We start from the raw sequence: 24,879 nt of genomic DNA, 5'->3' as shown, positions 1-24,879 counted from the left end.
TCGTCGTCAGCGCAAGCTCGGCACGAGCCAGCGAAACAACGCCACGGCCGCCACAGCGCCCAGCATTTCCGCGATGAGGAAGCCGGGGACGTCGATCGGACGAATTCCGGAGAAAGTGTCGGTGAATGCGCGCGCCAGAGCGACTGCTGGATTGGCAAAATCCGTCGCAGTGAACCAGAAGCCGGCTCCAATATAGGCGGCGACCGCGCCCGCAAGAGCGGAGGGCTGCACGCGCGAGCAGGTCCACACCATTCCGATCAGGCCAAACGTGATCAGGAATTCGCTCAGCCATTGCGAATGACCGCTGCGCAGATGGGATGACAGCGAGTAGAGCGGCATGTCGAAAATCGCGTCAGCGATGGCGACGCCGGCGATGGCGCCGGCCAACTGGGCTGGCACATATAATCCGGCGACGCGCGGCGCGATGTCGCCGCGAAATGCCAGTACCAGCGAGATCAGTGGATTGAAATGAGCGCCCGACAACGGCGCGAGCCAGACGATCAGGGCCTAGAGCGCTGCCCCCGTCGAGAGCGCATTTGCGAGCAAGGCCAGAGCGATATTGCCTGCGGCCAGCCTCTCGCCAAGGATACCGGAGCCTACGATCGCGATGAGGAGGTAGGCGGTGCCGAGTCCCTCTGCCACCAGTGACCGCGCGAGGGAAGGTCCGTCATTGCGACCACCGGCATGACGCAACTCGCTCACCGCATTCACGAAACGCCTCACAGCACTTCGAAGATCTTGTAGGCGACCGCGCCCTCGACGAGATAGCCCCTGCCGACACAGACGATGTCATTGAGCCAGGCGTAGCTCTGCGAGCCGGTTTCGAACAGCGGATTGGTGCGGAAGTAATATCGGGCGGGATCGACCTTGGTGCGCCGCGCGGGATCCGCCATCTCGGCGCGCAGAGCCTGCGGCGTCACCCAGCGGCCGCCATACGTCATATAGATCAGCTCGCCATCATGCGTCCGCAGCGACAGGCGGACATCGAGCGTCATGGTGCCATCGGCGCGAAACAAGGCCCAGTCACCGCCGCCCTGCAGCACCTCGCCGCGCAGGCGCGGGCCTTCGAACGATCCCTTGGCTGCGCGGAACAGCACGCGCTGCCCGACGGGACCGGCACCGAAATTGAGGCGCGGATCGAGATCGACGACGATGTCCAGGAGATGCCGGGTCTCGAGATCGCCGACGGATTTGAGGCGGGGATCGGCCATGGTCTGGCACTCCTTGATTGTCTCGGATGGACGTCTTGGATGGAATGTGCCGGCTATGCCGCCCGTGGCACATCGCCGAACAGCTTGCGCCTGACCGCGTCGGTCGAGAGGCCGGATTGGGCGCACAGTTCGGAGAGATCGAAGACGAAGCGTTCATGCACGATTTTGTCGTCGCGAAAGGAGAAGGCGATGAACACGGGCAGCTCGGCACGGCGTCCGTTGGGCTCGCCTCCGAAGCGATCGCCCGTCATCGTCATCCGGGCGGTGCCCCAGCAGATCAGCGTATCGGCGGAATTGGCGTGGCCGTCGAGCGTGACGTGATAGTCGGGGAAGGACTTGAAGAAGCGCGTCAGGATGCGCTCGTTTTCGGCGAGACCTTGCACCCTGGTGCCGAAGGCCGGCGTCTCCAGCACCATGTCCGGATGCAGCACCTCCAGCGCCGCAGGAACGTCCTGCCGGCTCTTCGCGATCGCCAGCCGTTCCGCCAGCTCGAACATCCGCCTGCTGTCCATAGGGCACCTCATGACATTCCATGTGTCTAATACATACATAGTGTATGTTATATGCGGTTTGATACAGACGCGTCAAGCATTAGGTTGCGCGCGATGCGGGCGAAGGATCCTCCAAAGAGCCGTCGGGAAGAGTACAGCGAGGCCACCAGGCAGGCGCTGCTCGATGCCGGACGCGAAGCGTTCGCCGCCAATGGATTTCAGGCGGCGGGCATGGAGGCCATCTCGCGGGCGGCGCGGGTCACGCGCGGTGCGTTCTACCATCACTTCGAGGACAAGAAGGCGCTGTTCGACGCCGTGGTGGTCGCCATGCAGCGCGAGGCGGCCGCCAGAATCGAGGCCGCGGCAAGGGGCGAGCGCAAGATCTGGGACCGTCTCAGCGCCGGCATCGACGCCTATCTCGACGCCTGCGAAGAGCCGGCCTATGCGCGCATCGTCATCCAGGAAGCGCAGACCGTGCTCGGCGAACCGCGCTATCGCGAGATCGAGGAGACCTATCCGACCGCGCTCCTGATCGCGACGCTGCGGGCGCTGAAGCGCGACGGCGAATTGAATGCGGAGGATGTCGATCTGCTCAGCCGGATGATCGACGCGATGATCTGCAAGATCGGGCTATTGCTCCCCTACGCGGACGATTCCAGGAAGCTGCGCAGAAACGGACAGAAGATCGTCGCGGCGGTATTGGAGACCTTCCGCAACAAGGCGTGAGCCTTCCTGATCCCCGTGATCGCCATTGCGACTCACCGACCCTCTCGCATGGGTTGCGGCCGATATTGCCGGCCCACCTTTATCTTAGGGGAATATGATGAATCGCCGTCATGCCTTGAAGGCCCTCGCGGGTCTCGCGCTCTGTCCGCTGTGCAAGCCGGCCTTTGCCGCCGAAGGCGCGCATTGGAGCTATGAGGGCGTCGGCGGCCCGGCCAAATGGGGCGATCTCGACGCGGCCAACAAGGCCTGTGCGGTCGGCCTGCAGCAATCGCCGATCGACATCGAGGGGACGATCAAGTCGCAATTGCCGGTTCTGAAACTGAATTGGGGCAAGAGCGCCGACACCATCGTCAACAACGGCCACACGATCCAGCTCAATTTCGCCGAGGGCAGCACGTTGATGCTCGGCGACGTCAAGTACAAGCTGCTTCAAGTGCACTTCCACCGGCCGAGCGAGCACATGATCGGCGGCAAGAATTTTCCGATGGAGGCGCATTTCGTCCATCGCAACGAGGCCGGCGGGCTCGCCGTGGTCGGCGTGCTGATGGCCGAGGGCAGGCCGAACGCGGCCTTCGGCAAGATCGTCAAGACCATGCCGGCGGCGGAAGGCCCGGCGGTGAAGGCCGATGCCGGCATCGATCCGCACGCCATGCTGCCCCAAAAGCTCAGCTATTTCCGCTATCCCGGCTCGCTGACGACGCCGCCGTGCTCGGAGGTGGTCGAATGGCTGCTGCTGACCACCGCGATCCAGGTGTCGGCCACCGACGTCGCCGCATTCGCAAAGCTCTATCCGATGAATGCGCGCCCGGTGCAGAAGGACAACAGGCGCTACGTGCTAAGGTCGATCTGAGCGGGAGTTCGTAGCCCGGATGGAGCGAAGCGCAATCTGGGACGGCTCGTGCATCTGGTGAGAACCCCGGATTGCGGTTCGCTCCATCCGGGCTACACCGGCCTCACGCGCTCCGCGCCAGCGCGCCATCGATCATGTTGACCGCGTTCTGCACGCCGTACACCGCGACGAAGGAGCCGAAGCGCGGGCCCTTCTCCTGGCCGAGCAGCACCTGGTAGAGCATGTTGAACCAGTCCAGCGTGACGCCGGGGCGGCCGTCCTTGCCCTTCTTGACCGGATCGAGGAACGGCTCGCGGCGGCCGATCTCGTAGACGACGTTCTGGATGTCCTCGGCCGATGCGTCCTGCGCGAGCTGCGACAGCGCATCGCGCAGATCCTGCAGCGCGGCGCGCTCGGTCTCGGTGGGTTCGCGGAACGTCTTCGTCGGCGCGACGAAATCGCGATAATAATTAATGGCATAGCCAACCATCGCATCCAGCTTCGGATGCGTCTGCGGGCTCACGCCGGGACGGTAGCGCCCGATGAAGCCCCACAACGTCTCGGCATTCTCCGCGTTCGACGACGACACCAGCGTCAGCAGAAGCTGGAACGTCACGGGCATGTCGCCCTTCGGCGGACGGCCGTTGTGGATGTGCCAGACCGGATTGCCGAGCTGTTGCTTGCCGTCCTGCTTGGCAAAACCGTCGATGAATTGCTGGTAGTCGTCGACATTGCGCGGGATGACGTCGAAATAGAGCCGCTTGGCCGCCTTCGGCTCGCGATACATGAACAGCGACAGCGATTCCGGCGAGGCGTAGCGCAGCCATTCGTCGATGGTGAGGCCGTTGCCCTTGGACTTCGATATCTTCTGGCCCTTCTCGTCGAGGAAGAGCTCGTAGTTGAAGCCTTCCGGCGGCGTGGCGCCGAGCGCCCGCGCGATGGCGCCGGACAGCTTCACCGAGTCGATCAGGTCCTTGCCGGCCATCTCGTAGTCGACGCCGAGCGCGACCCAGCGCATCGCCCAGTCGGCCTTCCATTGGCACTTCACATTGCCGCCGGTGACGGGCGTCTCGACCTCCTGATTGGTATCGGGATCGACATAGGTCACCGTGCCCGCGGCGACGTCGCGGCGGATCATCGGCACCTGCAGCACGACGCCCGTCGTCTTGCTGATGGGCAGGAACGGCGAATAGGTGGCGCGGCGATCGGGGCCCAGCGTCGGCAGGATGATCGCCATCACCTCGTCGTAGGCGGCCAGCATCTTGAGCAGCGTCGCGTCGAAGCGGCCTGATGTGTAGTAGTCGGTCGAGCTCGCGAACTCGTAGTCGAAGCCGAAATGATCCAGAAACGCGCGCAAGCGCGCGTTATTGTGCGCGCCGAATGACGCATATTCGTTCGAGAACGGATCCGGCACCCGCGTCAGCGGCTTGCCGAGATGCGCCGTCAGCATCTCCTTGTTGGGCACGTTGTCGGGCACCTTCCGAAACCCGTCCATGTCGTCGGAGAAGGCGAGCAGGCGTGTCTTGATCTTGTCCTCGGTCAGCACGCGAAAGGCATGTCGCACCATCGAGGTGCGCGCGACCTCGCCGAACGTGCCGATATGCGGCAGGCCTGACGGCCCGTAACCGGTCTCGAACAACACCTCGTCCTTCGGGCTCTTCTTCAGTCGCGCGACGATGGCCTTCGCCTGCTCGAACGGCCAGGCGTTGGATTGTTCGGCGAGCGCACGCAAATCGCTCGGGTTCATGTCGGGATCGATAACGGACATCAAGAAGGGCCTCCGGGCCGCGGAAAATAGCGATTTCCGGGCAGAATGCAATTTTGTGAGGCGACACAGCCGCCTCCGCCGTCATTGCGAGCGAAGCGAAGCAATCCAGACTACTTCCGCGGTGACGGCCTGGATTGCTTCGTCGCAAGGGCTCCTCGCAATGACGGCGGTGGGAGAGGCGAAGAACTAAAACGGGCTCACTGAAAAATACCGCAGCCACAGATCGGTGTAGCGGCCTTTTTCCCAGACGCGGAACAGCGCCCAGTTCAGCGCCTGGCGCAGCACGTCGTTGCCCTTGCGCACCGCGATGCCGATGCCCTCGCCGAAGAAACGACTCTCGACGAAGGGGCCGCCGGAGAAGGCGCAGCAATCGCCGGAATCGGTGCCGTTGATCCAGAATGCGAGCGAGATGGCGTCGCCGAAGATGAAATCGACCTCGCCCTTGCGCAAGGCGGCGCGCATCGCGTCGTCGTTGGGGTAGGGATGCAGCTCGGCGTCGGTGAACATGGCCTTGAGATAGGCCTCGTGCGCGGAGCCGGCGATGGCGCCGACCTTCTTGCCCTCGAGATATTCGGGGCGGATCTCCGGCATCACCGCGTCCTTGCGGGAGACGAAGCGCGCCGGCACGCGGTAATAGGGATCGGTGAAGTCAACTCGGGCGCGCAGCTGCGGGCTCACCGCCATCGAGGCAATGATGGCATCGCCCCGGTTGGAGGAGAGCGCATCGACCAGCGTCTCGAAGCGCCGCATCTGCACGGTGCAGGTGACCTTGATCTCCTCGCACAGCGCGCGGGCGAGATCGACATTGAAGCCGGCCGGGTTGCCGTCAGCGCCAGTGTAGTTGAACGGCGGGTAGTCGGTCTCGGTCAGGAAGCGGATCACGGTCAGGCGCGACAGGTCCGGCCGTTCCGGTCGCCGCCGCGGATCCCAGAAGCCGGGAACGGCCTGCGGGGCGGCTTGAGGCGCGATCTGCGGCGTGGCCTGAGGTGCCGCCGGGGGCCGCTTGGCGGGAGCTTGGGCCTCGGCCCCGGGCAGGCCTGTGAGCAGGCAGGCGCCGACGGCCAGTGCCGTCAGCAAGCCACGGGCAGATTTGGACGATTTCGCCTGGTGCGATGGAGCCATCGGCCGGAAATGAACGAATTTCAGTGAGATCGGAGGGCCTTATAGACCATCCCACCGGGAACGCGAGCGCGGAATGCGGCCAAGGTGGGTGCTCTCCCTTCCCGCAAGCAAGCGGGAGGGGTTGCAGCGGAACTCGCGGCAGGCTGCTGGGCCCTCAGAGATACTTCTTCAAATCCGCCGCCGCCTCTTCCGGCGTCCGCTTCAGGTTAAACGGCGACACGAACCTCCCGTCGCGGTCCATCAGATAGATCAGCGCGGTGTGGTCCATGGTGTAGTCGCCGTCCTTGGTCGGGACCTTCTTGGCGTAGACCCGGTAGGAGGTGATGACCTTTGCGGTCTCGGCGGGGTCGCCGGACAGGCCCTGGAGGTGCGGATCGAAGCTCGACAGGTAATCCTTCATCGTCGCCGGCGTGTCGCGCTCGGGATCGACCGAGATGAAGATCGCATTGACCTTGTCGGCATCCTTGCCCATTGCGCGCAGCACTTCCGAGATCTCGAACAGCGAGGTCGGGCAGACGTCGGGGCAATGGGTGTAGCCGAAGAAGATCAGGGTCGGCTTGCCCTTGAGGTTCTTGTCGGTGACGGCCTTGCCGTTCTGATCGGTGAGCTGGAACGGACCGCCGATCGCCGCCGGCTGCGCCACCTTGCTGACCCCGCCCATGGCCCAGAACATGATCAGGAGCCCGACAACGAGGCTTGCGGCGAAGGCGGTCGCGATCACCAGCGGACGGGTGGCGGAACTCATGAGCGGGAAACTTCCTGTCGCGGATCAGAAGCAGGCGGCGAAACCGGTCCTGATCATTTCGAAGAACATCTGCGTGCCGTAGTGGAACCACAGCGCCAGCGCGCCGAGCACCAGCAGTCCACCGGTCGCGGCGCCCGCCCACAGCAGCACGGATGATGTCCGGCCGGCAGTGGGCGAATTGTCCTGTAGGCGATGTGCCGGGTGCAGTGGTTGAGCCATGGCAATGATGGGGCAAAAAGCCCGGGTTCCCAACCTTCAGATAAGCTTCGGCCCGCCAACGGACAAGACGCCGCCAGCGGGCAAGGCGCCGCCGGCGGCTCAGAACGACCCAGTCAGGTCGAGAACGTCAGCGCAGGAGCTGGCCGCGGGCGGAATCGATCCGGTCCGCCTGCGGGAGAGACCGGCGCGACGGCTTGATTGCCGAGGCCTGCGCGTCCATGTAGCAGGGCTTGTACATGGCCTGGAGCTGCCTGCCCTTCAGGAAGAGCATGTTCGGGGTGAGGCCGCCGCGCTGGCTGATCCAGCGCCTCACCTGCGACGGGTACATCGCATAGAGCATCTGGGTTGCTTCAATATTGGTGACCGCGCGGCCATTGTTGCCGAAATCCCAGGCCGCGTGGAAGCCAAGCGTCGCGCTCGAGGTCACGCAAATCCGGTCGTGCGGGATAGCGCCGAGGACGATGGTGCAGGCGGAGGCGCAGAGGCCGTCGATGATGACGGTTTCGCCCGACTGACGCAGATCCTGGTATTTGTCGACGTAGGTTCCGATCCGGCCGCCGCGGTCGTCCGCGATCCGAACCACCGCGTGAGAAGCCCCCATGCCAGCGATCAACAGAACCGCCGCAAGCAACCCCGTCAGAAACTTCATTGGCCCCCGCCCCGGTCGAATTCGAATCTGCGTGTCAGGTGGTGATGCACGGCTAGCGTCCGTCTTAACCGAGGTTTTGTCTAGGCAGGCCGGCTCGCTCGAAACAAATTCAAATCCAGTGTTGCGTCCGCGCTGCACTCGGAGAGTCTCCATCCCAAAGTGGAACAAGTTAATGATGTCTTGCGCGCCCCATACTTGATCTCAGTTACAACCGCTGGCTTCAATCCGGGCAAATACAGGGGAATTCATGGTGGGGGGAAACATGGCTGAAGAGACGGACGTGGTCGTTGTCGGCGCGGGACTATCGGGGCTGGTTGCCGCAACCGAGATCGCCGAGGCGGGCAAGCGCGTGATCGTGGTCGACCAGGAGGGCGAGCAGTCGCTTGGCGGCCAGGCATTCTGGTCGTTCGGCGGACTGTTCCTGGTCGATTCCCCGGAGCAGCGCCGGCTCGGCATCAAGGATTCCTTCGACCTGGCCATGCAGGACTGGGTCGGTGCGGCGGGCTTCGACCGGGACGAGGATTTCTGGCCGCGGCAATGGGCCGAGGCCTATGTGGCGTTCGCGGCCGGCGAGAAGCGCGCCTGGCTGCGGGCCATGGGCCATCGCATCTTTCCGGTGGTCGGCTGGGCCGAGCGCGGCGGCTACGACGCGATGGGCCACGGCAATTCCGTGCCGCGCTTTCACGTCACCTGGGGCACCGGCCCGGGCATCGTCGCGCCGTTCGAGCGCCGCGCGCGCGAGGCCGCCAGCGGCGGCCGGCTGAGCTTCCGGTTCCGCCACCGCGTCGACGCGCTCTCGATCACCAACGGCATGGTGGATGGCGTCAGCGGCGCCGTCCTCGCGCCTGACAATATCGAGCGCGGAAAGAGCTCCTCGCGCAACGTGGTCGGTGAGTTCGCGCTGAAGGCGCAGGCCGTGATCGTGGCCTCCGGCGGCATCGGCGGCAATCACGAGCTGGTCCGGCAGCACTGGCCGAAGCGGCTTGGAGATCCCCCGAAATTCATGATCTCCGGCGTGCCCGAACATGTCGATGGCCGCATGATCGGCATCACGGAGAAATCAGGCGCGCGCCTGATCAATCGCGACCGCATGTGGCATTATGTCGAGGGCATCCAGAATTGGTCGCCGATCTGGCCGCGCCACGGCATCCGCATCCTTCCCGGACCCTCCTCGATGTGGTTCGACGCAACAGGCACGCGGCTGCCGGCGCCGCTCTTCCCCGGCTCAGACACGCTCGGCCAGCTCAAATACATCATGTCGACGGGCTATGATTATTCCTGGTTCATCCTGACCCAGAGCATCATCAAGAAGGAGTTTGCGCTGTCGGGCTCGGAACAGAACCCCGATCTGACCGGCAAGAGCTGGCGCATGACCTTGCGCCGCGCCACCAACAAGGGCGCGCCGGCGCCGGTGGAAGCGTTCAAAAGCCATGGTGTCGACTTCATCGTACGCGACAAGATCGACGACCTTGTTGCGGAGATGAACAAGCTTGCCGGCAGCGACCTTCTCAAGCTCGAGCACATCAGGATGCAGATCGAGGCGCGCGACCGCGAGATCGCCAATCCCTACGTCAAGGACGCGCAGGTGATGAACATCCACAACGCGCGCCGCTATATCGGCGACAAGTTGATCCGCACCGCCTCCCCGCACCGCATCCTCGACCCCGCGCATGGGCCGCTCATCGCGGTGAAGCTCAACATCCTCACCCGCAAGACGCTGGGCGGCTTCGAGACCGATCTCGATTCCCGTGTGTTCGGCGCGGAGGGACGCGTCATTCCCGGCCTCTATGCGGTCGGCGAAGCCGCCGGCTTCGGCGGCGGCGGCGTGCACGGCTATCGCTCGCTGGAGGGTACTTTCCTCGGCGGCTGCCTGTTCTCGGGCCGCAATGCGGGACGTGCCGCGGCCAAAGCGGTGGGCTAGATCATGCGGCGGTGGATGCTGTGCATCGGCGCGCTGGTCGCGGCATTGGCCGCCGCCTCGGCCGCATCCGCCGAGACCATCGACGTTGGCGGCGTGAAGCGCTCCTACACCACGCAACTGCCGGCCAAAAAGCCTGCCGCGCTGGTGGTCGTGCTGCACGGCAAGACCCAGCGCGGCGCCGACATGATCGCGCGGACGGGGTGGCCGCAGGTCGCGAAACGCGAAGGTTTTGCCGTGGTGTTTCCCGACGGGCTCAACCACGCCTGGGCCGATGCGCGGACCAAGGCGGGACCTGCCCTGCGCGGCCCACCGGTGGGGACCGATGACGTCGCCTTCATCGCCAAGCTCGTCGAAAAGCTGGTGGCCGACGGCACGGCCGATGCAAAGCGCGTCTATGTCGCCGGCCTCTCCAATGGCGGCGCCATGGCGATGACGCTGGTTTGTGCCCGCGCCGATCTGTTTGCCGCGGGCGCGAGCGTGATCATGAATCTCACCGACGAGGCCGCGGTCACCTGTCATCCGTCCCGGCCGCTGCCGATGCTGCTCATGAACGGCACCGCCGATCCGCTGGTGCCTTACGAGGGCGGACGCGGATCGAGCTATTATGCCGCGGACGGATTCTGGTCGACCGACGAGACGCTGGCGTTCTGGCGCAAGCTCAATGGCTGCGAGACGGGTGACGCCAGCGTGTCCGATCTGCCCGACAGGAACGTTGCGGATCAATCCACGGTCACGCGGATCACCTCGCGCTGCCCGCCCGGGCACGACGTCATGCTCTATCGCATCAACCAGGGCGGCCACCGCATGCCCGGCTTCGCCCCGGATGCCCGCTTCCCAAGGGTCGCAACCAAGTTGCTCGGCCCGCAGAACGGCGACATCGACGGCGCCGAGACGATCTGGTCGTTCTTCAGCCAGTCTCGTTGAGCGGGCAGCGCATGCACCCCTGGGGTGGCAGAGCGCGGGTCGCTGGGCTAGACAGGGCCGCCATTCCAGTGAGGAGATCCCCAATGAGCATTGAACGTTTCGAAACCGGCCCGCGCATGAGCCAGGTCGTCGTGCACGGCAACACCGTTTATCTCGCCGGCGTCGTCGCGAACAAAGCCGCCGGCGAAAGCGTGACGAAGCAGACCCAGGACATCCTGGCGACCATCGACGGCCATCTCGCCAAGGCCGGCACCGACAAGTCGAAGCTGCTTTCGGCCACGATCTACATCACCGACATGAAGACCTTCGCCGAGATGAATGCGGTGTGGGACGCCTGGGTCTCGCCGGGCAACACCCCGGCGCGCGCCACCGTCGAAGCCAAGCTGGCGGCGCCGCAATACACCGTCGAGATCATGGTCATTGCGGCGAAGTGATTTCGCGAAAACTTCACGCGCGTTGATGACCTCCGAGGTAATCGATCAACGCGCGTGAACCTTCGATAGTCAGGTCAGCCGGACAACACGGCGCCATCGAAGGAGAGCACCATGACCGACCCCGTCACCATCGCCCGCCGCTACATCGAGCTCTGGAACGAGCGCACGGCCGGCCGGCGCCGCGAGCTGCTCAGCGAAAACTGGACCGCGGATGCGAGCTATGTCGATCCCCTGATGAAGGGCCATGGCCGCGACGGCATCGAGGCGCTGATCGCAGGCGTGCAGCAGCGCTTTCCGGATTTCAAGTTCAGCCTGATCGGTGAGCCCAACGGCTATGGCGAGCACGTTCGTTTTTCCTGGGGCCTTGGTCCCGATGGCACCGATAGCCCGATCAAGGGCACTGATTTTGCCGTGCTAAAGGACGGCCGCATCAGAAGCGTGACCGGATTTCTCGATCAGGTGCCGGCCGGGGCGTGACACCGCTGCGCGGAAGCGAGCTCGCCCGCGGCCATCCTTCGAGACGCCGGCCGCTGGCGGGCCCTCAGGATGAGGATCGAGTGCGTGGCTGTCGTTCCGGGGACACCGGTGCTTCCTGGCCTAATCCCGAGGAGACCGCGAAGCGGTGGTCTCGAAGGATGAGGCGCGCGCTCAGGTCTCGCAAAATGCCATATGCGGCAACCCTCCTCGCTGCAGGCGGGGAGGGCCCCACCCCTCGACGAAGCCATCCCCACGGCTTACCTGTCATGCCGTGCCGCCCCGTATTCTCCAAACATCGACCGAGCCGGCCGCGCTGCTGCCTCACCGCTTCCAGCAATGGTTCGCGGGCCGCGGCTGGTCGCCGCGCGCGCATCAATTGGCGCTGCTGGAGAAGGCGCGCGAGGACGCCAGCGCGCTGCTGATCGCACCGACCGGCGCCGGCAAGACGCTGGCGGGATTTCTGCCCACGCTGGTGGAACTGTCGATGCAGCCGATCGAGCGGGAGGCGGGTGAGAAGAGAAGCCTCGTCTCCACCGGCCGGAGCGTGCAACGGACCGGTGGCCTGCACACGCTCTACATCTCGCCGCTGAAAGCGCTCGCCGTCGATATCGCGCGCAATCTGGAGCGGCCGGTCGCCGAGATGGGCCTGCCGATCAAGGTCGAGACCCGCACTGGCGACACGCCGGTGTCGCGGCGGCAGCGGCAGCGGCGCTACCCGCCGGACGTGTTGCTGACGACGCCCGAGCAGCTCGCACTGCTGCTCTCCTCCGACGACGCGCCGTTCCTGTTCTCCTCCCTGAAACGCATCGTGCTCGACGAGCTGCATGCACTGGTGACGTCCAAGCGCGGCGATTTGCTGTCGCTGGGCCTTGCGCGGTTGTGGCGGCTCGCGCCGCAGATGCGCGCGATCGGCCTGTCGGCAACCGTGGCCGAGCCGGATCAACTCGCGCGCTTCCTGGTGCCCCAGCCGGGCGGCAAGCAAGCCGCCGCCGACATCGTCGTCGCCGGCGGTGCGGCCCCGCCCGAGGTCGAGATGCTCGACACGCGCGAGCGCCTGCCCTGGGCCGGCCATAGCGCGCGCCATGCGCTCCCTGAAATCTACGAGCTGATCAAGGCCAACAAGACCACGCTGGTCTTCGTCAATACCCGCAGCCAGGCCGAGATGCTGTTCCAGAATCTCTGGAGCATGAACGACGACGGCCTCGCCATCGCGCTGCATCACGGTTCGCTCGACGTCGCCCAGCGCCGCAAGGTCGAGGACGCGATGTCGGCGGGACGCTTGCGCGGCGTGGTCTGCACATCCTCGCTCGACCTCGGCGTCGACTGGGGCGATGTCGATCTCGTCGTCAATATCGGCGCGCCCAAGGGCTCCTCGCGCCTGATGCAGCGCATTGGTCGCGCCAATCACCGCCTCGACGAGGCCTCGCGCGCGGTGCTGGTGCCGGCCAACCGTTTTGAAGTGCTGGAGTGCCGCGTCGCCATCGACGCGATCGCCGAGAACGCGCAGGATACGCCGCCGTTGCGCACCGGTGGCCTCGACGTGCTGGCCCAGCATGTGCTGGGCTGTGCCTGCGGCGAGCCGTTCCTGTCCGATGAACTTTATGCCGAGATTCGCACCGCAGCCCCCTACGCCGACCTGTCGCGGCAGGATTTCGACGACGTCGTCGATTTCGTGGCGTCCGGTGGCTACGCACTGAAGACCTACGAGCGCTTCGCCCGCATCAAGCAGGACAAGGAGGGACGCTGGCGCGTCGCCAATCCCAAGGTGCGGCAGAGCTACCGCATGAATGTCGGCACCATCGTCGAGGACGACATGCTGAAGGTGCGGCTGGTGCGCTCGCGCGGCGGGAGGCAGGGAGAGGCGGGCGGCTCGACCGGCGTGATCGCGCGCGGCGGCAGGTTGCTCGGCGAGATCGAGGAAGCCTTCATCGAGGGCCTGAGCCCCGGCGATACCTTCGTGTTCTCGGGCGAGGTGGTGCGCTACGAGACCCTGGTCGAGGACCAGGTCTATGTCTCGCGCGCGCATGACAAGGACCCGAAAGTGCCGTCCTATATGGGCGGCAAGTTTCCGCTCTCGACCTATCTCGCCGAACGCGTGCGCCGGCTGCTCGATGACGGCCGCGCGTGGGGCGCATTGCCGGAACAGGTGCGCGACTGGCTGTCGCTGCAAAAGGACGTCTCGCAGGTGCCGGCCGTGCGCGAGCTTCTGGTCGAGAGCTTTCCGCGTGCCAACAAGCACTATCTGGTCTGCTACCCCTTCGAGGGACGCCTCGCGCATCAAACCCTCGGCATGCTGCTGACGCGGCGCCTCGAGCGCGCCCGCGCGCGGCCGCTCGGCTTCGTCGCCAATGAATATGCGGTGGCGATCTGGGGGCTTGGAGATCTCTCCTTCATGATCCGCGACGGCCGGGTCGACCTCAATGCGCTGTTCGACCCCGATATGCTCGGCGACGATCTCGAGGCGTGGCTCGCGGAATCCGCGCTGATGAAGCGCACGTTCCGCAACTGCGCGATCATCTCCGGCCTGATCGCGCGCCGCCATACCGGCGAGGAGAAGAGCCGCCGTCAGGTGCTGTTCTCGACCGATCTCGTCTATGACGTTTTGCGCAAGCATCAGGCCGATCACGTCCTCCTGCGTGCCGCGCGCGCCGACGCTGCCACCGGCCTCTTGGATTTGCGCCGCCTCGGCGACATGCTCACCCGCATCCACGGCCGCATCACGCACCGGGAACTCGATCGCGTCTCTCCGCTGGCCGTGCCCGTGATGCTGGAAATCGGCCGCGAGTCAGTTTATGGCGAAGCTGCAGACGAGCTTTTGGCCGAAGCCGCCGACGAGCTCGTCAAAGAGGCGATGGATAGAAGCGGGTAAGACGTGACGGCAGGCGCGCAAGTTTCGGGGGATGTCGACGACATACGCGTGTCCACAGTCACCATCCGCGATGTGACTTTCGCCGCCGATCTCTCCGGCGCTTTGTTCTGGGAAGAGCAGCGCCTGCTCGTCGTCTCCGATCTGCATCTGGAAAAAGGGTCCAGCTTCGCCGCTCGCGGCGTGCTGCTGCCGCCTTACGATACCGTCGCGACGCTCGGCCGTCTCGCTGCTGCCATCTCCCGCCATGATCCGCGCACCGTCATCGCGCTCGGCGACAGCTTTCACGACCGCAGGGCGCATGAGCGGTTGTCGCCGGACGACCGCGATGCCGTCGCCGCACTCCAGACCGGCCGCGACTGGATCTGGATCTCCGGCAATCACGATCCGATGCTGCCGCGCGATCTCGGCGGCACCGTCGCGGGCGAGGTCTCGGTCGGCCCGATCACTTTCCGTCACGAGCCCACCGGTGCGCGCGGCGAGATCGCCGGCCATCTCCATCCCAAGGCGCGCGTCTCCGCGCGGGGCCGCTCGATGGAGCGCCGCTGCTTCGCCTCCGACGGGATGCGCGCGGTGATGCCGGCGTTCGGCGCTTACGCCGGCGGCCTCAGCATCCGCGACGCTGCATTCGCGAAGATCTTTCCGGCCAATGGTTTTGTCGCCCATCTCCTTGGCGACCGCCGCGTCCACGCCATTGCGGCCTCGCGCTGCTGCTGAGATTTCAACCCTGTTCTGGAACAAATTAAGAACACTTTAGCAAGTCTTTGATATATCATAGTGATTCGGCGCATTGCCGACACAATATCTAGCGTCTGTCAGACTTTGCGAGGACTAGATGTCCACCATCGCCTTCGATCAATTCGCCCTCACCCGGATCGCCGATTTCGCGCGCTCGCTGTCGCGGCTGCATCAGGCCGCGCGGCGCCAGAGGATCGACGACGACCAGTTCGACCGCGAGTTCAACGCGGTGTGCCAGTCGATCTGGGGCTACACCATCGACGATGTCAGCGATGATCTGTTCTCGACTGAGGATCATCTGTTTCTCGACACGCTGGACGAAGCGCATGCGCGCATCTTCGCAGCCGAGCAGGGATACGACCTCGTCGGCGAGGCTGGCATGCTGACGGATTGGTGGGGCTTCTGCTGGATGATCCTGGCCGAGAAGCGCGGTCTCCTGACGCCGGACAACCGGGCCGCCGCGCGCGCGGCGATCGAGGAGAAGTATCTGGCGGCGCCGAATGTGATCGGGGTGATCATCGGGAGATAATCGTCTTGTGTCCCGGACGCTGCGCAACGCGCCGCGTCCGGCACGCGAGAGCGAGTTATTCCAATCCCGCGCGTTTCGCCGGCTTCTGCGTCTTCGGCACTGTCACATCGGGCAGCGCCTCGCGCACGATCTCAGGCGAGGTCGGCGCATCCGCGGACACCGTCTCCGCCCGCACGGGCGCCACCTTCATCTCGCCGAGACGTGCGCGGACCTGGGCGGTGAGGCCGGGATAGGAGGCAACCGGGGTGAAGTCCGCCGCCTGGTCGTTGCCGACGCGGATGCCGGTATAGGCGACGAGGCCGTCAGTGGTGGCGATCACATCGCCGGCCTTCAGCGAGGAGTCCAGCGCCAGATCGACCGGCGCAAGCCCGACCGGCTCGCGGCCGTTGCAGGTGCAGTCGGCGCGTAGCGCCTTGCGGTAGGCGAACGCGTTCTCGCTGTCGGCGTAGCGCTCGCCGGTCTGCGACGCGGCACCGTCGATTGAGGAGCCGAAATAGACCTTGGTCGCGCTGGCAGGACAGAACGCCTGACACATCTGTGCCGGCGAGGCGAGGCCGCGCATCAGCGGAAAGTATTTGCCGTCGCAGCTGCGCACGCAGAAGGCAGGGCCCGAGCCGCCAGCCGCGGCTGACCGCGTCGGAGGCACATAATGCGGGGTCGCGGCATCTTGCTGGCCGGTGAAGGGATCGGCGTAGGAGTTCGCCTGTTGCGGCACCTCGCGCCGCGGCCGCTGCTGTTGCATGCCGCCGAACAAGAAATCGAACAGGCCTTCGGCCGAAACCGGGGCGGGAGCCGCAAGCAGTGGTGCTGCGAGGGTGGCGGCTACAAACATCGCGCGACGCCGCCGGCGCGCATGGGACAGAACTGTACGCAACGCTCACTCCACCCGACGCTACTGAACTGGCTGAGACCCCAGGGCCTCAGCACATGATTCACCATAAGGCGGGATGGTAAATGAGCGGTTGAGGGGGAGTTGATCTCGTGCCCCGGACGCAGCGCCCGGGACACGAGAGGCATCACGCCTTCAAGAATTCCGACGCCTTGTACAGCGAGCGGAACGGCAGGCCGGCCGCACCGAACGTATCGGTGGCACCTTCCTCGCGGTCGACCATGGTCAGCACCAGCACCACATTGGCGCCGGCCTCGCGCACCGATTCCACCGCCTTCATCGCCGAGCCGCCCGTGGTGGTGACGTCCTCGACGATCACGACGCGCTTGCCTTCCAGCGTCTCGCCTTTTGGCAGACCTTCGATCGCGAGCTTGGCGCCGTGCTCCTTCGGCTTCTTGCGCACGAAGAAGGCAGCGATCGGATGGCCCTTGATCCAGGAGATCTGCGCCAGCGCGCCGGCGAGCGGCACGGCGCCCATCTCGAGGCCGCCGATGAAATCGAGATTGTCGTCCTTCAGTGCCTCATAGGTCAGCTCGGCGAGGAGGGTCGCTCCCTCGGGGTCGAGCATGGTCGGCTTGAGGTTGAAGTAGAAATCGCTCTTGCGGCCCGACGCGAGCGTCACCTCGCCGCGGCCGAAGGAGCGCCGGCGGATGATTTCGAACAGGCGGGCGCGGGAGGCAGATTTCGACACGGCGGTCCCTCGAACAGCTTTTTGGAGGAGGCGGAATTTATCCGCGACGGCCGCGACATTCCAGAGGGGGCGTCCCTCGTCAACAGGGATCGGCCATCCCCGGCTGCCGGTTGTGGGGTTGCGACCTTATGGAGTAGGTGGAGGCCGAACCTGTCAGGGGCAAGGAAACAAGGCATGACCATCGAGCTGCACACCTGGAACACGCCGAATGGCCGCAAGATCTCGGTCGCGCTGGAGGAAATGGGGCTGCCCTACAAGGTGGTTCCGGTGAACATCACCAAGGGCGAGCAGATGGCGCCGGAGTTCCTGAAGCTGTCCCCGAACAACAAGATCCCCGCGATCGTCGACCCCGAAGGCCCCGACGGCAAGCCGGTCAGCATCTTCGAATCAGGCGCGATCCTGCTCTATCTCGGTGAAAAGACCGGCAAATTCCTGCCGAAATCACTTGGCGCACGGATTCCGGTCTACGAATGGCTGATGTGGCAGATGGGCGGCTTCGGTCCGATGCCGGGCCAGGTGCATCATTTCATCGCACTCGAGAACGAGCAGGACCGCGCCTACGGCTTGAAGCGCTACATGGCCGAGACGCGCCGGCTCTACGGCGTGCTTGACCGCCGCCTGGAGGGGCGCGACTTCGTTGCCGGCGACCTCTCGATTGCCGATTTTGCCATCCTGGGCTGGGCCTGGCGCCACCCGCGCCACAAGGTCGAGCTGGCGGATTTCCCCAACGTCAAGCGTTGGTATGAGGCCCTGATGGCTCGTCCGGCGGTGAAACGGGGCATGGACGCGAAGTTGGATTGAGGGCGCTCTTACCCTCCCCTGGAGGGGGAGGGTCGGCGCGTAGCGCCGGGGTAGGGTGATCTCTCCACACCAATACTGTTGGACTGGGAGGGACCGTCACCCCACCCCGCTACGCATTCCGCTTCGCTGTATGCGTATCGACCCTCCCCCTTCAGGGGAGGGTAAGAGAAATCCTCACACCTTCTTCGCTTCCACCGCCATCCGCACCGCGAGCCCGGCCAGCACCGTGCCCATCAACCAGCGCTGCACCAGCATCCAGCTCGGCCGGTTTGCCAGGAACAGCGCGATCGATCCGGCCGCGAGCGCGATCATCGCATTGACACTGACGCTGATCGCGATCTGGATCGCGCCCAGCACCACCGACTGCGTCAGCACGCTGCCGGCGGCGGGATCGATGAATTGCGGCAGCAGCGCCAGATAGAGCATCGCGATCTTCGGGTTGAGCAGGTTGGTGACGAAGCCCATCGCGAACAATTTGCGCGGGCTGTCGATGGCGAGCTTCCGGACCTGGAACGGCGAGCGGCCGCCCGGCTTCACCGCCTGCCAGGCCAGCCAGAGCAGATAACCGGCGCCCGCAAGGCGCAGCGCGTCATAGGCAAAGGGAATCGCAAGCAGCAGCGCCGTGATGCCGAACGCCGCGCACAGCATGTAGAACACGAAGCCGAGCGCCACGCCGCCGAGCGAGACGATGCCGGCCGCGGGGCCCTGCGTGATCGAGCGTGAGATCAGGTAGATCATGTTCGGTCCGGGCGTGAGCACGAGACCGAGGCAGACGAGGGCGAAGCCGAGCAGAGCGGGGGTATGGGGCATGGGCGAACCGGTGCGAGGATGGCTCGGTTCTAATATGCGGGGGATCGCACGACCACCGCGCAATTGCTCGGAGAGCAATTGAGGGCCGGGCAGAATCATACCCCATGGTGGTCCCGGCCTATGCGCGATTGCGCATGATGCCGGGAGGACACTGTGAGTGGCGCTAGTGCGCCTCGTCCCAATTATTGGCCGCTCGTGCGTCGACGTGCAGCGGCACCGAGAGCAGCACGGCGGGGAACGGCGCGTCCTGCATCACGTGCTGCACGACGGGGAGCGTCGCCTGGACCTCGGCGTCCGGCACCTCGAAGATCAGCTCATCGTGCACCTGGAGCAGCATCTGCGCCGACAGCTTCTTCTCGGCGAGCGCGTCCTCCACGCGCGTCATGGCGCGGCGGATGATGTCGGCCGCGGTGCCCTGGAGCCGGGCGTTGATCGCGGCACGCTCGTTGAAGGCGCGCACCGAGGCGTTGGACGTCTTGATGTCGGGATAGTGCATCTTCCGGCCGAACAGCGTGGTGACGTAGCCGTGGCTGCGGCAGAAATCGCGCGTCTCGTCCATATAGGCGCGGATGCCGGGGAAGCGCTCGAAATATTTCTTGATGTAGGCCGAGGCTTCCTCGCGGGCGATGCCGAGCTGGTTGGCGAGGCCGAACGCCGAGATGCCGTAGATGATGCCGAAATTGATCGCCTTGGCGCGGCGGCGGATTTCGCTCGGCATGCCCTTGATCGGCACGCCGAACATTTCCGACGCCGTCATGGCGTGAATGTCGAGCCCGTCGCGGAACGCCTGCTTCAGCACAGGAATGTCGGCGATCTCGGCAAGCAGCCGCAGCTCGATCTGCGAATAGTCGGCGGAGACGAGCTTGTGTCCGGGCGTGGCAATGAAGGCGCGGCGAATCTTGCGGCCATCCTCGGTACGAACAGGGATGTTCTGCAGGTTCGGCTCGTTCGACGACAGTCGGCCCGTCGTGGTCGCGGCGAGCGCGTAGGTGGTGTGCACGCGATGGGTCTGCGGATTGACATAGGTCGGCAGGGCGTCCGTGTAGGTCGATTTCAGCTTCGAGACCTGGCGCCACTCCAGGATCTTTCTCGGGAAGTCGTGGCCCTGTTCGGCAAGCTCGTCCAGCACCTGGGCGGTGGTCGACCATGCGCCGGTTTTCGTCTTGGTGCCGCCTGACAATCCCATCTTGCCGAACAGGATGTCGCCGATCTGCTTGGGGCTGCCGACATTGACCGGCTCGCCCGCGATCTCCTGGATCTCGGCCTCGACGCGCGCCGCCGTCTGGGCAAAGTCGCCGGAAAGACGCGACAGCACCTGACGATCGATCGAGATACCGCGCCGCTCCATGCGCGCAAGCACCGCAACCAGCGGCCGCTCCAGCGTCTCGTAGACCGCGGTCATGTGCTCTGCGACGAGGCGCGGCTTCAGCACGTGCCAGACGCGCAAGGCGACGTCGGCGCCTTCGGCCGACAGCGCCGCGGCCTTGTCGATCGGCACCTGGTCGAAGGTGATCTTGCCCTTGCCACTGCCGAGCAGCTCATTTTCCTTCAGCATGGCATGACCGAACCAGCGCTCCGACAGCAAGTCCAGCGCATGCGAGCCGCGGCCGGCATCGAGCACGTAGGAGATCAGGAGCGCATCGTCGATATTGCGCAAAACAATGCCGTGCTGCGCCAGCATCACGGCGGTGAACTTGACGTCGAAGCCGATCTTGAGGACGCCTGATGATTCCAGCACCGGCCGCAGCGCTTGAATCGCCTCTTCATGCTTGACCTGGTCGGGCGCAAGGCCGGCGTCGAACAGGCCGGCACCGCCGCCGGACTGCTTGTGCGCCAGCGGCACGTAGCAGGCATCGTTCGGCGCCAGCGCCAGCGCGATGCCGCAGAGATCGGCCTGCATCGGATCGATGGAGTTTGCCTTGATCTCGATCGCGACATGGCCGGCGTCATGAATGCGCGCGACGAATGCGTTGAGCTCCTTGAGCGTCTTGATCGTCTGATACTTGCCCCGATCGACGGGGAGCTTGCGCATGGCATCTTCGCGCGCGGCAGCCAGCGAGATCGGCGCGCCCTTCAGGCTGGCGCCCTTGTCGCCCTTGTCGCCGCCCGTCGGGCCAGCTGCGGGGGCGGCGAAGAGGTCGCCGGACGCCTCGGACGTTCTTGCTTTCGATGCGCCCTCGCCGGATCTGGCGGCGCTGCTGTTGCTGGCATCGGCGTCGACATTGGCGGGATCGATCTGCGAATAGTCGGCGACGCGGCGCGTCAAGGTGGTGAATTCCATCGCCTTCAGGAAGGCGATCAGCTTGCGCGCGTCGGGCTCGTGGACGGCGAGGTCGTCGAGCGGCACGTCCAGCTTGACCTTGTCGTCGAGCAGCACGAGTTTTCGCGAGATCCGCGCCTTCTCCGCGTTCTCGAGCAACGCCTCGCGCCGCTTGGGCTGCTTGATCTCCCCGGCACGGAACAACAATTGGTCGAGGTCACCATATTCGGTGATCAGCTGCGCCGCGGTCTTGATGCCGATGCCGGGCACGCCGGGCACGTTGTCGGTGGAATCGCCGGCCAGGGCCTGCACTTCTACGACCTTGTTCGGCGGCACGCCGAATTTCTCGATCACCTCGGGGATGCCGATGCGGCGGTCCTTCATGGTGTCGTACATGGTGACGCAATCGGTCACGAGCTGCATCAGATCCTTGTCGGAGGATACGATCGTCGCGCTCGCGCCGCGCTCGCAGGCCTCGCGCACATAGGTCGCGATGAGGTCGTCAGCCTCGAAGCCGCCTTGTTCCAGGCAGGGCAGGTCGAAGGCGCGCACCGCCTCGCGGATCAGCGCGAATTGCGGGATCAGGTCGTCAGGTGCCGGCGGCCGGTGCGCCTTGTATTCGGGGTAGATCGCGTTGCGAAAGGTGACCTCCGACTTGTCGAACACGATGGCGAGGTGCGTCGGCCGGTTGTCCTCCGGCATGTCGCGCAGCAGCTTCCACAGCATGTTGCAGAAGCCGAGCACGGCGTTGACCTGCAGCCCGTCGGACTTGCGGTTCAGCGGCGGCAGCGCGTGGTAGGCGCGGAAGATATAGGAGGAACCGTCGACCAGGAACACGTGGTCGCCCTTGCCGGCGGCCTTGGCCGCAACGGGTTTGGCGGCAGCTGTCGCGGCGGGCTTGCTCTCGGCGGCGGCCTTGCTTTCAGTGGCAGGCTTGGGCGCAGCAGCCTTGGTGTCAGCTTTGGCGGAGGTCTTCGGGGAGGTCTTGGGCATGGCCGCAATGTATGAATTTTTGCGGGCTTTGACAGCCTCAGGCCGCGAGTTTTTAGGACGTTGCCGCCGCTATCCCCACTGTCATTCCCCGGCTTGACCTGGGAATCCAGTATGCCGCGGCCCATCGGTCGACGACGACTGTCTCTGGGATACTGGGTCCCCCGCAAGCCGGGCGACGCCGCCGGCGTTGCGGCTACTCCGCCGCCTGCAACGCCGGACCCGTCTTCTTCGGCGCGATCCAGAGCGCGTCCGGCCGCTCGAACAGGAAGCGGGCATTGAACTGCAAGGCGGCCCGCCAGATCGCAATCGCACCGATCACGCCGGCGACGGTGACGATCAGCGAAACCGTGCCGATGTCGGGAATAATGCCGGTGCGCAGCAGCAGCGTCCGTGTCGCCGCCATCGGCAGGAAGAAGGCGAGATAGATCACGATCGAATGTTCGCCGCAGAAGCGCAGGAAATTCATCCATCGGGCGCGCGCGAGCAGCGTGCCCATCGTGATGATCGCGCAGGCGCCGACAAAGCCGAGCACGAGCGAGACGATCTTCCATTCGCTGGCCCCGAGCACGACGAGGCCGGCATTGACCAGCGCCCAGGTCGCGAGCGCTGCGAGCGCAAACGCGGGATGCTTCCGCGCGCGGTCCGACAGTGCGAACACCCACGGCGCGAACAGATAGCCCGAATAGAAATAGACGAAGCGCGAGCAGAACTCGTCGATGACGGTCCACCCTGTCGTGATGCGTGCCGTCTCCAGCGCGGCGGCGACGAGCCAGATCGCGGGCGGCGGGATCTTGCGTGTCAGTTTTGTGACGACGAAGAAGATCGGCAGCAGATAGATGAACCACAGCGTGCCGAACGGCTCGATGAAGGATTCCAGATACAAGAGGCCGACGTCACGCCACCCCGTCTCCGCCGCGAACGCCGGCGCCTTGAAGCCGAACTGGATTGTCACCCAGACGACATAAAAATAAGCGAAATGTACCACCTTGCGATCGAGATAGGTTCGCCAGTCCCGGTCGATCACCAGCGCCAGGAACAGACCCGAGATCAGGAAGAAATCCGGCATCCGGAACGGCTTTGCGAAGGCGACGGCGACATGCATGAAGCCGGTCTGCCCTGCGGCGAGCTCGACCCCCAGCACCGAATGCATCATCACGACCATGATGATGCAAATGCCCTTGGCGTAGTCGACCCAGTCGACACGCGCGGCAGAAGCGGCTCTGGCGCTTCCGCTCCCCGCGATTGTGCCTGATGGTGCCATGGTGTCCTTTTTCGAGGCGCCTTTCGCCTGTCCTGTTCGGGTGTGGGGCAGTGTGGGGCCCCAGGGGTTTCCGACTTCTTTACCGGTTCAATTCCTATGCCGCTTTTTTGTCTGCGGACTGTTCCCTCCCCTCGGGAAAATGCTAAACCGCCCCGCGTCGGGATTTCGTTAACCAATCTGAAACAGGGATCTTCATGCGCATCGCGATGATCGGCACGGGCTATGTGGGATTGGTGTCCGGGGCCTGCTTTGCGGATTTCGGTCACGACGTCACCTGCGTCGACAAGGACGAGAAGAAGATCGCCAGCCTTCATCGCGGCGAGATCCCGATCTACGAGCCCGGGCTCGACGCGCTTGTTGCGACCAACGTCAAGGCCAAGCGACTCGACTTCACCACCGACTTGTCCAAGCCGGTTGCGGATGCCGATGCCGTCTTCATCGCGGTCGGCACGCCCTCGCGCCGCGGCGACGGCCACGCCGATCTGACCTACGTGTATGCCGCAGCGCGCGAGATCGCGCAGTCGCTGACCGGCTTTACCGTCGTGGTGACGAAGTCGACCGTGCCTGTGGGCACCGGCGACGAGGTCGAGCGCATCATCCGCGAGACCAATCCCAACGCCGACGTCGTGGTCGCCTCGAACCCCGAGTTCCTGCGCGAGGGTGCGGCGATCCGCGACTTCAAGTTTCCCGATCGCGTCGTGGTCGGCACCTCCGACGAGCGCGGCCGCAAGGTGATGGGCGACGTCTACCGGCCGCTGTCGCTGAACCAGGCGCCGCTGATGTTCACCGAACGTCGCACCGCCGAGATGATCAAATACGCCGCCAACGCGTTCCTCGCGACCAAGATCACCTTCATCAACGAGATCGCCGATCTCTCCGAAAAGGCCGGCGCCAACGTTCAGGAGGTCGCGCGCGGCATTGGCCTGGACAATCGCATCGGCACCAAGTTCCTGCATGCGGGTCCCGGCTTCGGCGGCTCGTGCTTCCCGAAGGACACCAAGGCTCTGATCAAGATCGCGCAGGATTACGATGTGTCGCTGCGCATCGTCGAATCCGTGTTGGCCGTGAACGAGAACCGCAAGCGCGCGATGGCGCGCAAGGTGAGCCAGGCGCTCGGCGGCAATCTGCGCGGCAAGACCGTCGCCGTGCTCGGCCTCACCTTCAAGCCCGACACCGACGACATGCGCGATGCGCCGTCGATCCCGCTGGTCACGGGCCTGATCGACATGGGCGCAAAGGTGAAGGCGTTCGACCCCGTCGGCATGGAGCAGGCAAAAAGCGAGCTGCCTGACATCACCTATTGCGAGGACGCCTATTCCTGCGCGCAAGGCGCCGATGCGCTCGTCATCGTCACCGAATGGATCCAGTTCCGCGCGCTCGATCTCGACCGGCTGAAGACCGTGATGGCGCAGCCCGTCGTCGTCGACTTGCGCAACATCTACCGTCCCGAGGACATGAAAGCCGCCGGCTTCACCTATGACAGCGTCGGCCGCCCGCCGGTGCAGGGCTGACGATCCTCCATTGC

23 protein-coding genes and 1 pseudogene are annotated in these 24,879 nt (G+C 65.0%); 11 read left to right on the top strand and 13 right to left on the bottom strand.

Annotated features, from left to right (window positions below; genetic code table 11):
* Window positions 1-6: 6 nt before the first annotated feature.
* From ACFDR6_RS03835 to ACFDR6_RS03825, 3 genes and pseudogenes are all read right to left on the bottom strand, one after another.
* Window positions 7-693, bottom strand: a pseudogene (locus tag ACFDR6_RS03835) (aquaporin).
* Between the two features lie 26 nt (window positions 694-719).
* The gene (locus ACFDR6_RS03830; protein ID WP_212084173.1) at window positions 720-1,211 is read right to left on the bottom strand and encodes a DUF3237 domain-containing protein; all 492 of its coding nucleotides are present in this window, start codon (window positions 1,209-1,211) and stop codon (window positions 720-722) included.
* A gap of 53 nt (window positions 1,212-1,264) precedes the next feature.
* Window positions 1,265-1,723: an ester cyclase gene (locus ACFDR6_RS03825; RefSeq protein ID WP_212084175.1), complete on the bottom strand. Its 459-nt coding sequence runs from the start codon at window positions 1,721-1,723 to the stop codon at window positions 1,265-1,267.
* Between the two features lie 93 nt (window positions 1,724-1,816).
* Between ACFDR6_RS03825 and ACFDR6_RS03820 the strand changes: the two genes are divergently transcribed.
* Entirely contained in the window at window positions 1,817-2,428 is a 612-nt protein-coding gene (locus ACFDR6_RS03820) for a TetR/AcrR family transcriptional regulator (protein WP_375857453.1), read from the top strand.
* A 97-nt stretch (window positions 2,429-2,525) separates the two neighbouring features.
* On the top strand, window positions 2,526-3,278 hold the full coding sequence (locus ACFDR6_RS03815) for a carbonic anhydrase (RefSeq protein WP_375857451.1): 753 nt from the start codon (window positions 2,526-2,528) through the stop codon (window positions 3,276-3,278).
* Window positions 3,279-3,381: 103 nt separating this feature from the next.
* On the opposite strand, the gene ACFDR6_RS03810 is transcribed toward ACFDR6_RS03815, so the two are convergent.
* From ACFDR6_RS03810 to ACFDR6_RS03790, 5 genes are all read right to left on the bottom strand, one after another.
* A complete protein-coding gene (locus ACFDR6_RS03810; RefSeq protein ID WP_375857450.1) occupies window positions 3,382-5,025 on the bottom strand; it encodes a lysine--tRNA ligase in 1,644 nt (547 codons plus the stop codon).
* A 186-nt stretch (window positions 5,026-5,211) separates the two neighbouring features.
* A complete protein-coding gene (locus tag ACFDR6_RS03805) occupies window positions 5,212-6,147 on the bottom strand; it encodes an ABC transporter substrate-binding protein (RefSeq protein WP_375857449.1) in 936 nt (311 codons plus the stop codon).
* Window positions 6,148-6,301: 154 nt separating this feature from the next.
* Window positions 6,302-6,892 (bottom strand): SCO family protein, encoded by a 591-nt coding sequence (locus ACFDR6_RS03800; RefSeq protein ID WP_375857447.1) that lies wholly within the window; start codon window positions 6,890-6,892, stop codon window positions 6,302-6,304.
* Between the two features lie 24 nt (window positions 6,893-6,916).
* A complete protein-coding gene (locus ACFDR6_RS03795) occupies window positions 6,917-7,042 on the bottom strand; it encodes a hypothetical protein (RefSeq protein WP_375857446.1) in 126 nt (41 codons plus the stop codon).
* A 196-nt stretch (window positions 7,043-7,238) separates the two neighbouring features.
* Window positions 7,239-7,760 carry a hypothetical protein gene (locus ACFDR6_RS03790; RefSeq protein WP_375857444.1) on the bottom strand — a complete coding sequence of 174 codons (522 nt, stop codon included), beginning with the start codon at window positions 7,758-7,760 and terminating at the stop codon, window positions 7,239-7,241.
* 262 nt (window positions 7,761-8,022) lie between these two features.
* Here ACFDR6_RS03790 and ACFDR6_RS03785 point away from each other — a divergent pair, with 262 nt between their 5' ends.
* The 7 genes from ACFDR6_RS03785 to ACFDR6_RS03755 all read left to right on the top strand — a co-directional run bounded on the left by ACFDR6_RS03785 (window position 8,023) and on the right by ACFDR6_RS03755 (window position 15,649).
* Window positions 8,023-9,681, top strand: coding sequence for an FAD-binding dehydrogenase (locus ACFDR6_RS03785; RefSeq protein ID WP_375857443.1), 1,659 nt, complete (start codon window positions 8,023-8,025; stop codon window positions 9,679-9,681).
* 3 nt (window positions 9,682-9,684) lie between these two features.
* Entirely contained in the window at window positions 9,685-10,605 is a 921-nt protein-coding gene (locus tag ACFDR6_RS03780) for a CE1 family esterase (protein ID WP_375857442.1), read from the top strand.
* Between the two features lie 83 nt (window positions 10,606-10,688).
* Window positions 10,689-11,039, top strand: coding sequence for a RidA family protein (locus ACFDR6_RS03775; RefSeq protein WP_375857441.1), 351 nt, complete (start codon window positions 10,689-10,691; stop codon window positions 11,037-11,039).
* A gap of 111 nt (window positions 11,040-11,150) precedes the next feature.
* Window positions 11,151-11,516 (top strand): nuclear transport factor 2 family protein, encoded by a 366-nt coding sequence (locus ACFDR6_RS03770; protein WP_375857440.1) that lies wholly within the window; start codon window positions 11,151-11,153, stop codon window positions 11,514-11,516.
* A gap of 271 nt (window positions 11,517-11,787) precedes the next feature.
* Entirely contained in the window at window positions 11,788-14,385 is a 2,598-nt protein-coding gene (locus ACFDR6_RS03765) for a ligase-associated DNA damage response DEXH box helicase (protein ID WP_375857438.1), read from the top strand.
* A gap of 3 nt (window positions 14,386-14,388) precedes the next feature.
* Window positions 14,389-15,099: a ligase-associated DNA damage response endonuclease PdeM gene (pdeM, locus tag ACFDR6_RS03760; protein ID WP_375857437.1), complete on the top strand. Its 711-nt coding sequence runs from the start codon at window positions 14,389-14,391 to the stop codon at window positions 15,097-15,099.
* Window positions 15,100-15,217: 118 nt separating this feature from the next.
* Window positions 15,218-15,649, top strand: coding sequence for a hypothetical protein (locus tag ACFDR6_RS03755; RefSeq protein ID WP_063199785.1), 432 nt, complete (start codon window positions 15,218-15,220; stop codon window positions 15,647-15,649).
* A 55-nt stretch (window positions 15,650-15,704) separates the two neighbouring features.
* Here ACFDR6_RS03755 and ACFDR6_RS03750 read toward each other — a convergent pair whose 3' ends face one another.
* Complete coding sequence (locus ACFDR6_RS03750; RefSeq protein WP_375857436.1) at window positions 15,705-16,481, bottom strand: DUF2865 domain-containing protein; 777 nt, start codon at window positions 16,479-16,481, stop codon at window positions 15,705-15,707.
* A gap of 184 nt (window positions 16,482-16,665) precedes the next feature.
* The gene (pyrE, locus tag ACFDR6_RS03745) at window positions 16,666-17,229 is read right to left on the bottom strand and encodes an orotate phosphoribosyltransferase (RefSeq protein WP_212084206.1); all 564 of its coding nucleotides are present in this window, start codon (window positions 17,227-17,229) and stop codon (window positions 16,666-16,668) included.
* A gap of 174 nt (window positions 17,230-17,403) precedes the next feature.
* On the opposite strand from pyrE, the gene ACFDR6_RS03740 reads away from it, so the two are divergent.
* On the top strand, window positions 17,404-18,030 hold the full coding sequence (locus ACFDR6_RS03740; RefSeq protein WP_212084208.1) for a glutathione S-transferase family protein: 627 nt from the start codon (window positions 17,404-17,406) through the stop codon (window positions 18,028-18,030).
* Window positions 18,031-18,204: 174 nt separating this feature from the next.
* Here ACFDR6_RS03740 and ACFDR6_RS03735 read toward each other — a convergent pair whose 3' ends face one another.
* The 3 genes from ACFDR6_RS03735 to ACFDR6_RS03725 form a co-directional block, all read right to left on the bottom strand.
* The gene (locus ACFDR6_RS03735; protein WP_317241424.1) at window positions 18,205-18,840 is read right to left on the bottom strand and encodes a LysE family translocator; all 636 of its coding nucleotides are present in this window, start codon (window positions 18,838-18,840) and stop codon (window positions 18,205-18,207) included.
* A 163-nt stretch (window positions 18,841-19,003) separates the two neighbouring features.
* Complete coding sequence (polA, locus tag ACFDR6_RS03730; protein ID WP_375857434.1) at window positions 19,004-22,093, bottom strand: DNA polymerase I; 3,090 nt, start codon at window positions 22,091-22,093, stop codon at window positions 19,004-19,006.
* 193 nt (window positions 22,094-22,286) lie between these two features.
* Window positions 22,287-23,354, bottom strand: coding sequence for an acyltransferase family protein (locus ACFDR6_RS03725; RefSeq protein WP_375857432.1), 1,068 nt, complete (start codon window positions 23,352-23,354; stop codon window positions 22,287-22,289).
* Window positions 23,355-23,548: 194 nt separating this feature from the next.
* Here ACFDR6_RS03725 and ACFDR6_RS03720 point away from each other — a divergent pair, with 194 nt between their 5' ends.
* Window positions 23,549-24,865: a UDP-glucose dehydrogenase family protein gene (locus ACFDR6_RS03720; protein ID WP_212084222.1), complete on the top strand. Its 1,317-nt coding sequence runs from the start codon at window positions 23,549-23,551 to the stop codon at window positions 24,863-24,865.
* Window positions 24,866-24,879: the final 14 nt, after the last annotated feature.

The organism is Bradyrhizobium tunisiense, from assembly GCF_042263385.1.
GTDB classification, from domain to species: domain Bacteria; phylum Pseudomonadota; class Alphaproteobacteria; order Rhizobiales; family Xanthobacteraceae; genus Bradyrhizobium; species Bradyrhizobium tunisiense.
Note: the sequence above shows the minus strand (reverse complement) of the source record. Positions and strands in the feature narration are given on the sequence as shown.

What these genes read in the sequence shown, in the direction of transcription:
- ACFDR6_RS03830 (WP_212084173.1), bottom strand. Translation starts at nt 1,211, where the DNA reads ATGGCCGATCCCCGCCTCAAATCCGTCGGCGATCTCGAGACCCGGCAT.
- ACFDR6_RS03825 (WP_212084175.1), bottom strand. Translation starts at nt 1,723, where the DNA reads ATGGACAGCAGGCGGATGTTCGAGCTGGCGGAACGGCTGGCGATCGCG.
- ACFDR6_RS03820 (WP_375857453.1), top strand. Translation starts at nt 1,817, where the DNA reads ATGCGGGCGAAGGATCCTCCAAAGAGCCGTCGGGAAGAGTACAGCGAG.
- ACFDR6_RS03815 (WP_375857451.1), top strand. Translation starts at nt 2,526, where the DNA reads ATGAATCGCCGTCATGCCTTGAAGGCCCTCGCGGGTCTCGCGCTCTGT.
- ACFDR6_RS03810 (WP_375857450.1), bottom strand. Translation starts at nt 5,025, where the DNA reads ATGTCCGTTATCGATCCCGACATGAACCCGAGCGATTTGCGTGCGCTC.
- ACFDR6_RS03805 (WP_375857449.1), bottom strand. Translation starts at nt 6,147, where the DNA reads ATGGCTCCATCGCACCAGGCGAAATCGTCCAAATCTGCCCGTGGCTTG.
- ACFDR6_RS03800 (WP_375857447.1), bottom strand. Translation starts at nt 6,892, where the DNA reads ATGAGTTCCGCCACCCGTCCGCTGGTGATCGCGACCGCCTTCGCCGCA.
- ACFDR6_RS03790 (WP_375857444.1), bottom strand. Translation starts at nt 7,760, where the DNA reads ATGAAGTTTCTGACGGGGTTGCTTGCGGCGGTTCTGTTGATCGCTGGC.
- ACFDR6_RS03785 (WP_375857443.1), top strand. Translation starts at nt 8,023, where the DNA reads ATGGCTGAAGAGACGGACGTGGTCGTTGTCGGCGCGGGACTATCGGGG.
- ACFDR6_RS03780 (WP_375857442.1), top strand. Translation starts at nt 9,685, where the DNA reads ATGCGGCGGTGGATGCTGTGCATCGGCGCGCTGGTCGCGGCATTGGCC.
- ACFDR6_RS03775 (WP_375857441.1), top strand. Translation starts at nt 10,689, where the DNA reads ATGAGCATTGAACGTTTCGAAACCGGCCCGCGCATGAGCCAGGTCGTC.
- ACFDR6_RS03770 (WP_375857440.1), top strand. Translation starts at nt 11,151, where the DNA reads ATGACCGACCCCGTCACCATCGCCCGCCGCTACATCGAGCTCTGGAAC.
- ACFDR6_RS03755 (WP_063199785.1), top strand. Translation starts at nt 15,218, where the DNA reads ATGTCCACCATCGCCTTCGATCAATTCGCCCTCACCCGGATCGCCGAT.
- ACFDR6_RS03750 (WP_375857436.1), bottom strand. Translation starts at nt 16,481, where the DNA reads ATGTTTGTAGCCGCCACCCTCGCAGCACCACTGCTTGCGGCTCCCGCC.
- ACFDR6_RS03740 (WP_212084208.1), top strand. Translation starts at nt 17,404, where the DNA reads ATGACCATCGAGCTGCACACCTGGAACACGCCGAATGGCCGCAAGATC.
- ACFDR6_RS03735 (WP_317241424.1), bottom strand. Translation starts at nt 18,840, where the DNA reads ATGCCCCATACCCCCGCTCTGCTCGGCTTCGCCCTCGTCTGCCTCGGT.
- polA (WP_375857434.1), bottom strand. Translation starts at nt 22,093, where the DNA reads ATGCCCAAGACCTCCCCGAAGACCTCCGCCAAAGCTGACACCAAGGCT.
- ACFDR6_RS03725 (WP_375857432.1), bottom strand. Translation starts at nt 23,354, where the DNA reads ATGGCACCATCAGGCACAATCGCGGGGAGCGGAAGCGCCAGAGCCGCT.
- ACFDR6_RS03720 (WP_212084222.1), top strand. Translation starts at nt 23,549, where the DNA reads ATGCGCATCGCGATGATCGGCACGGGCTATGTGGGATTGGTGTCCGGG.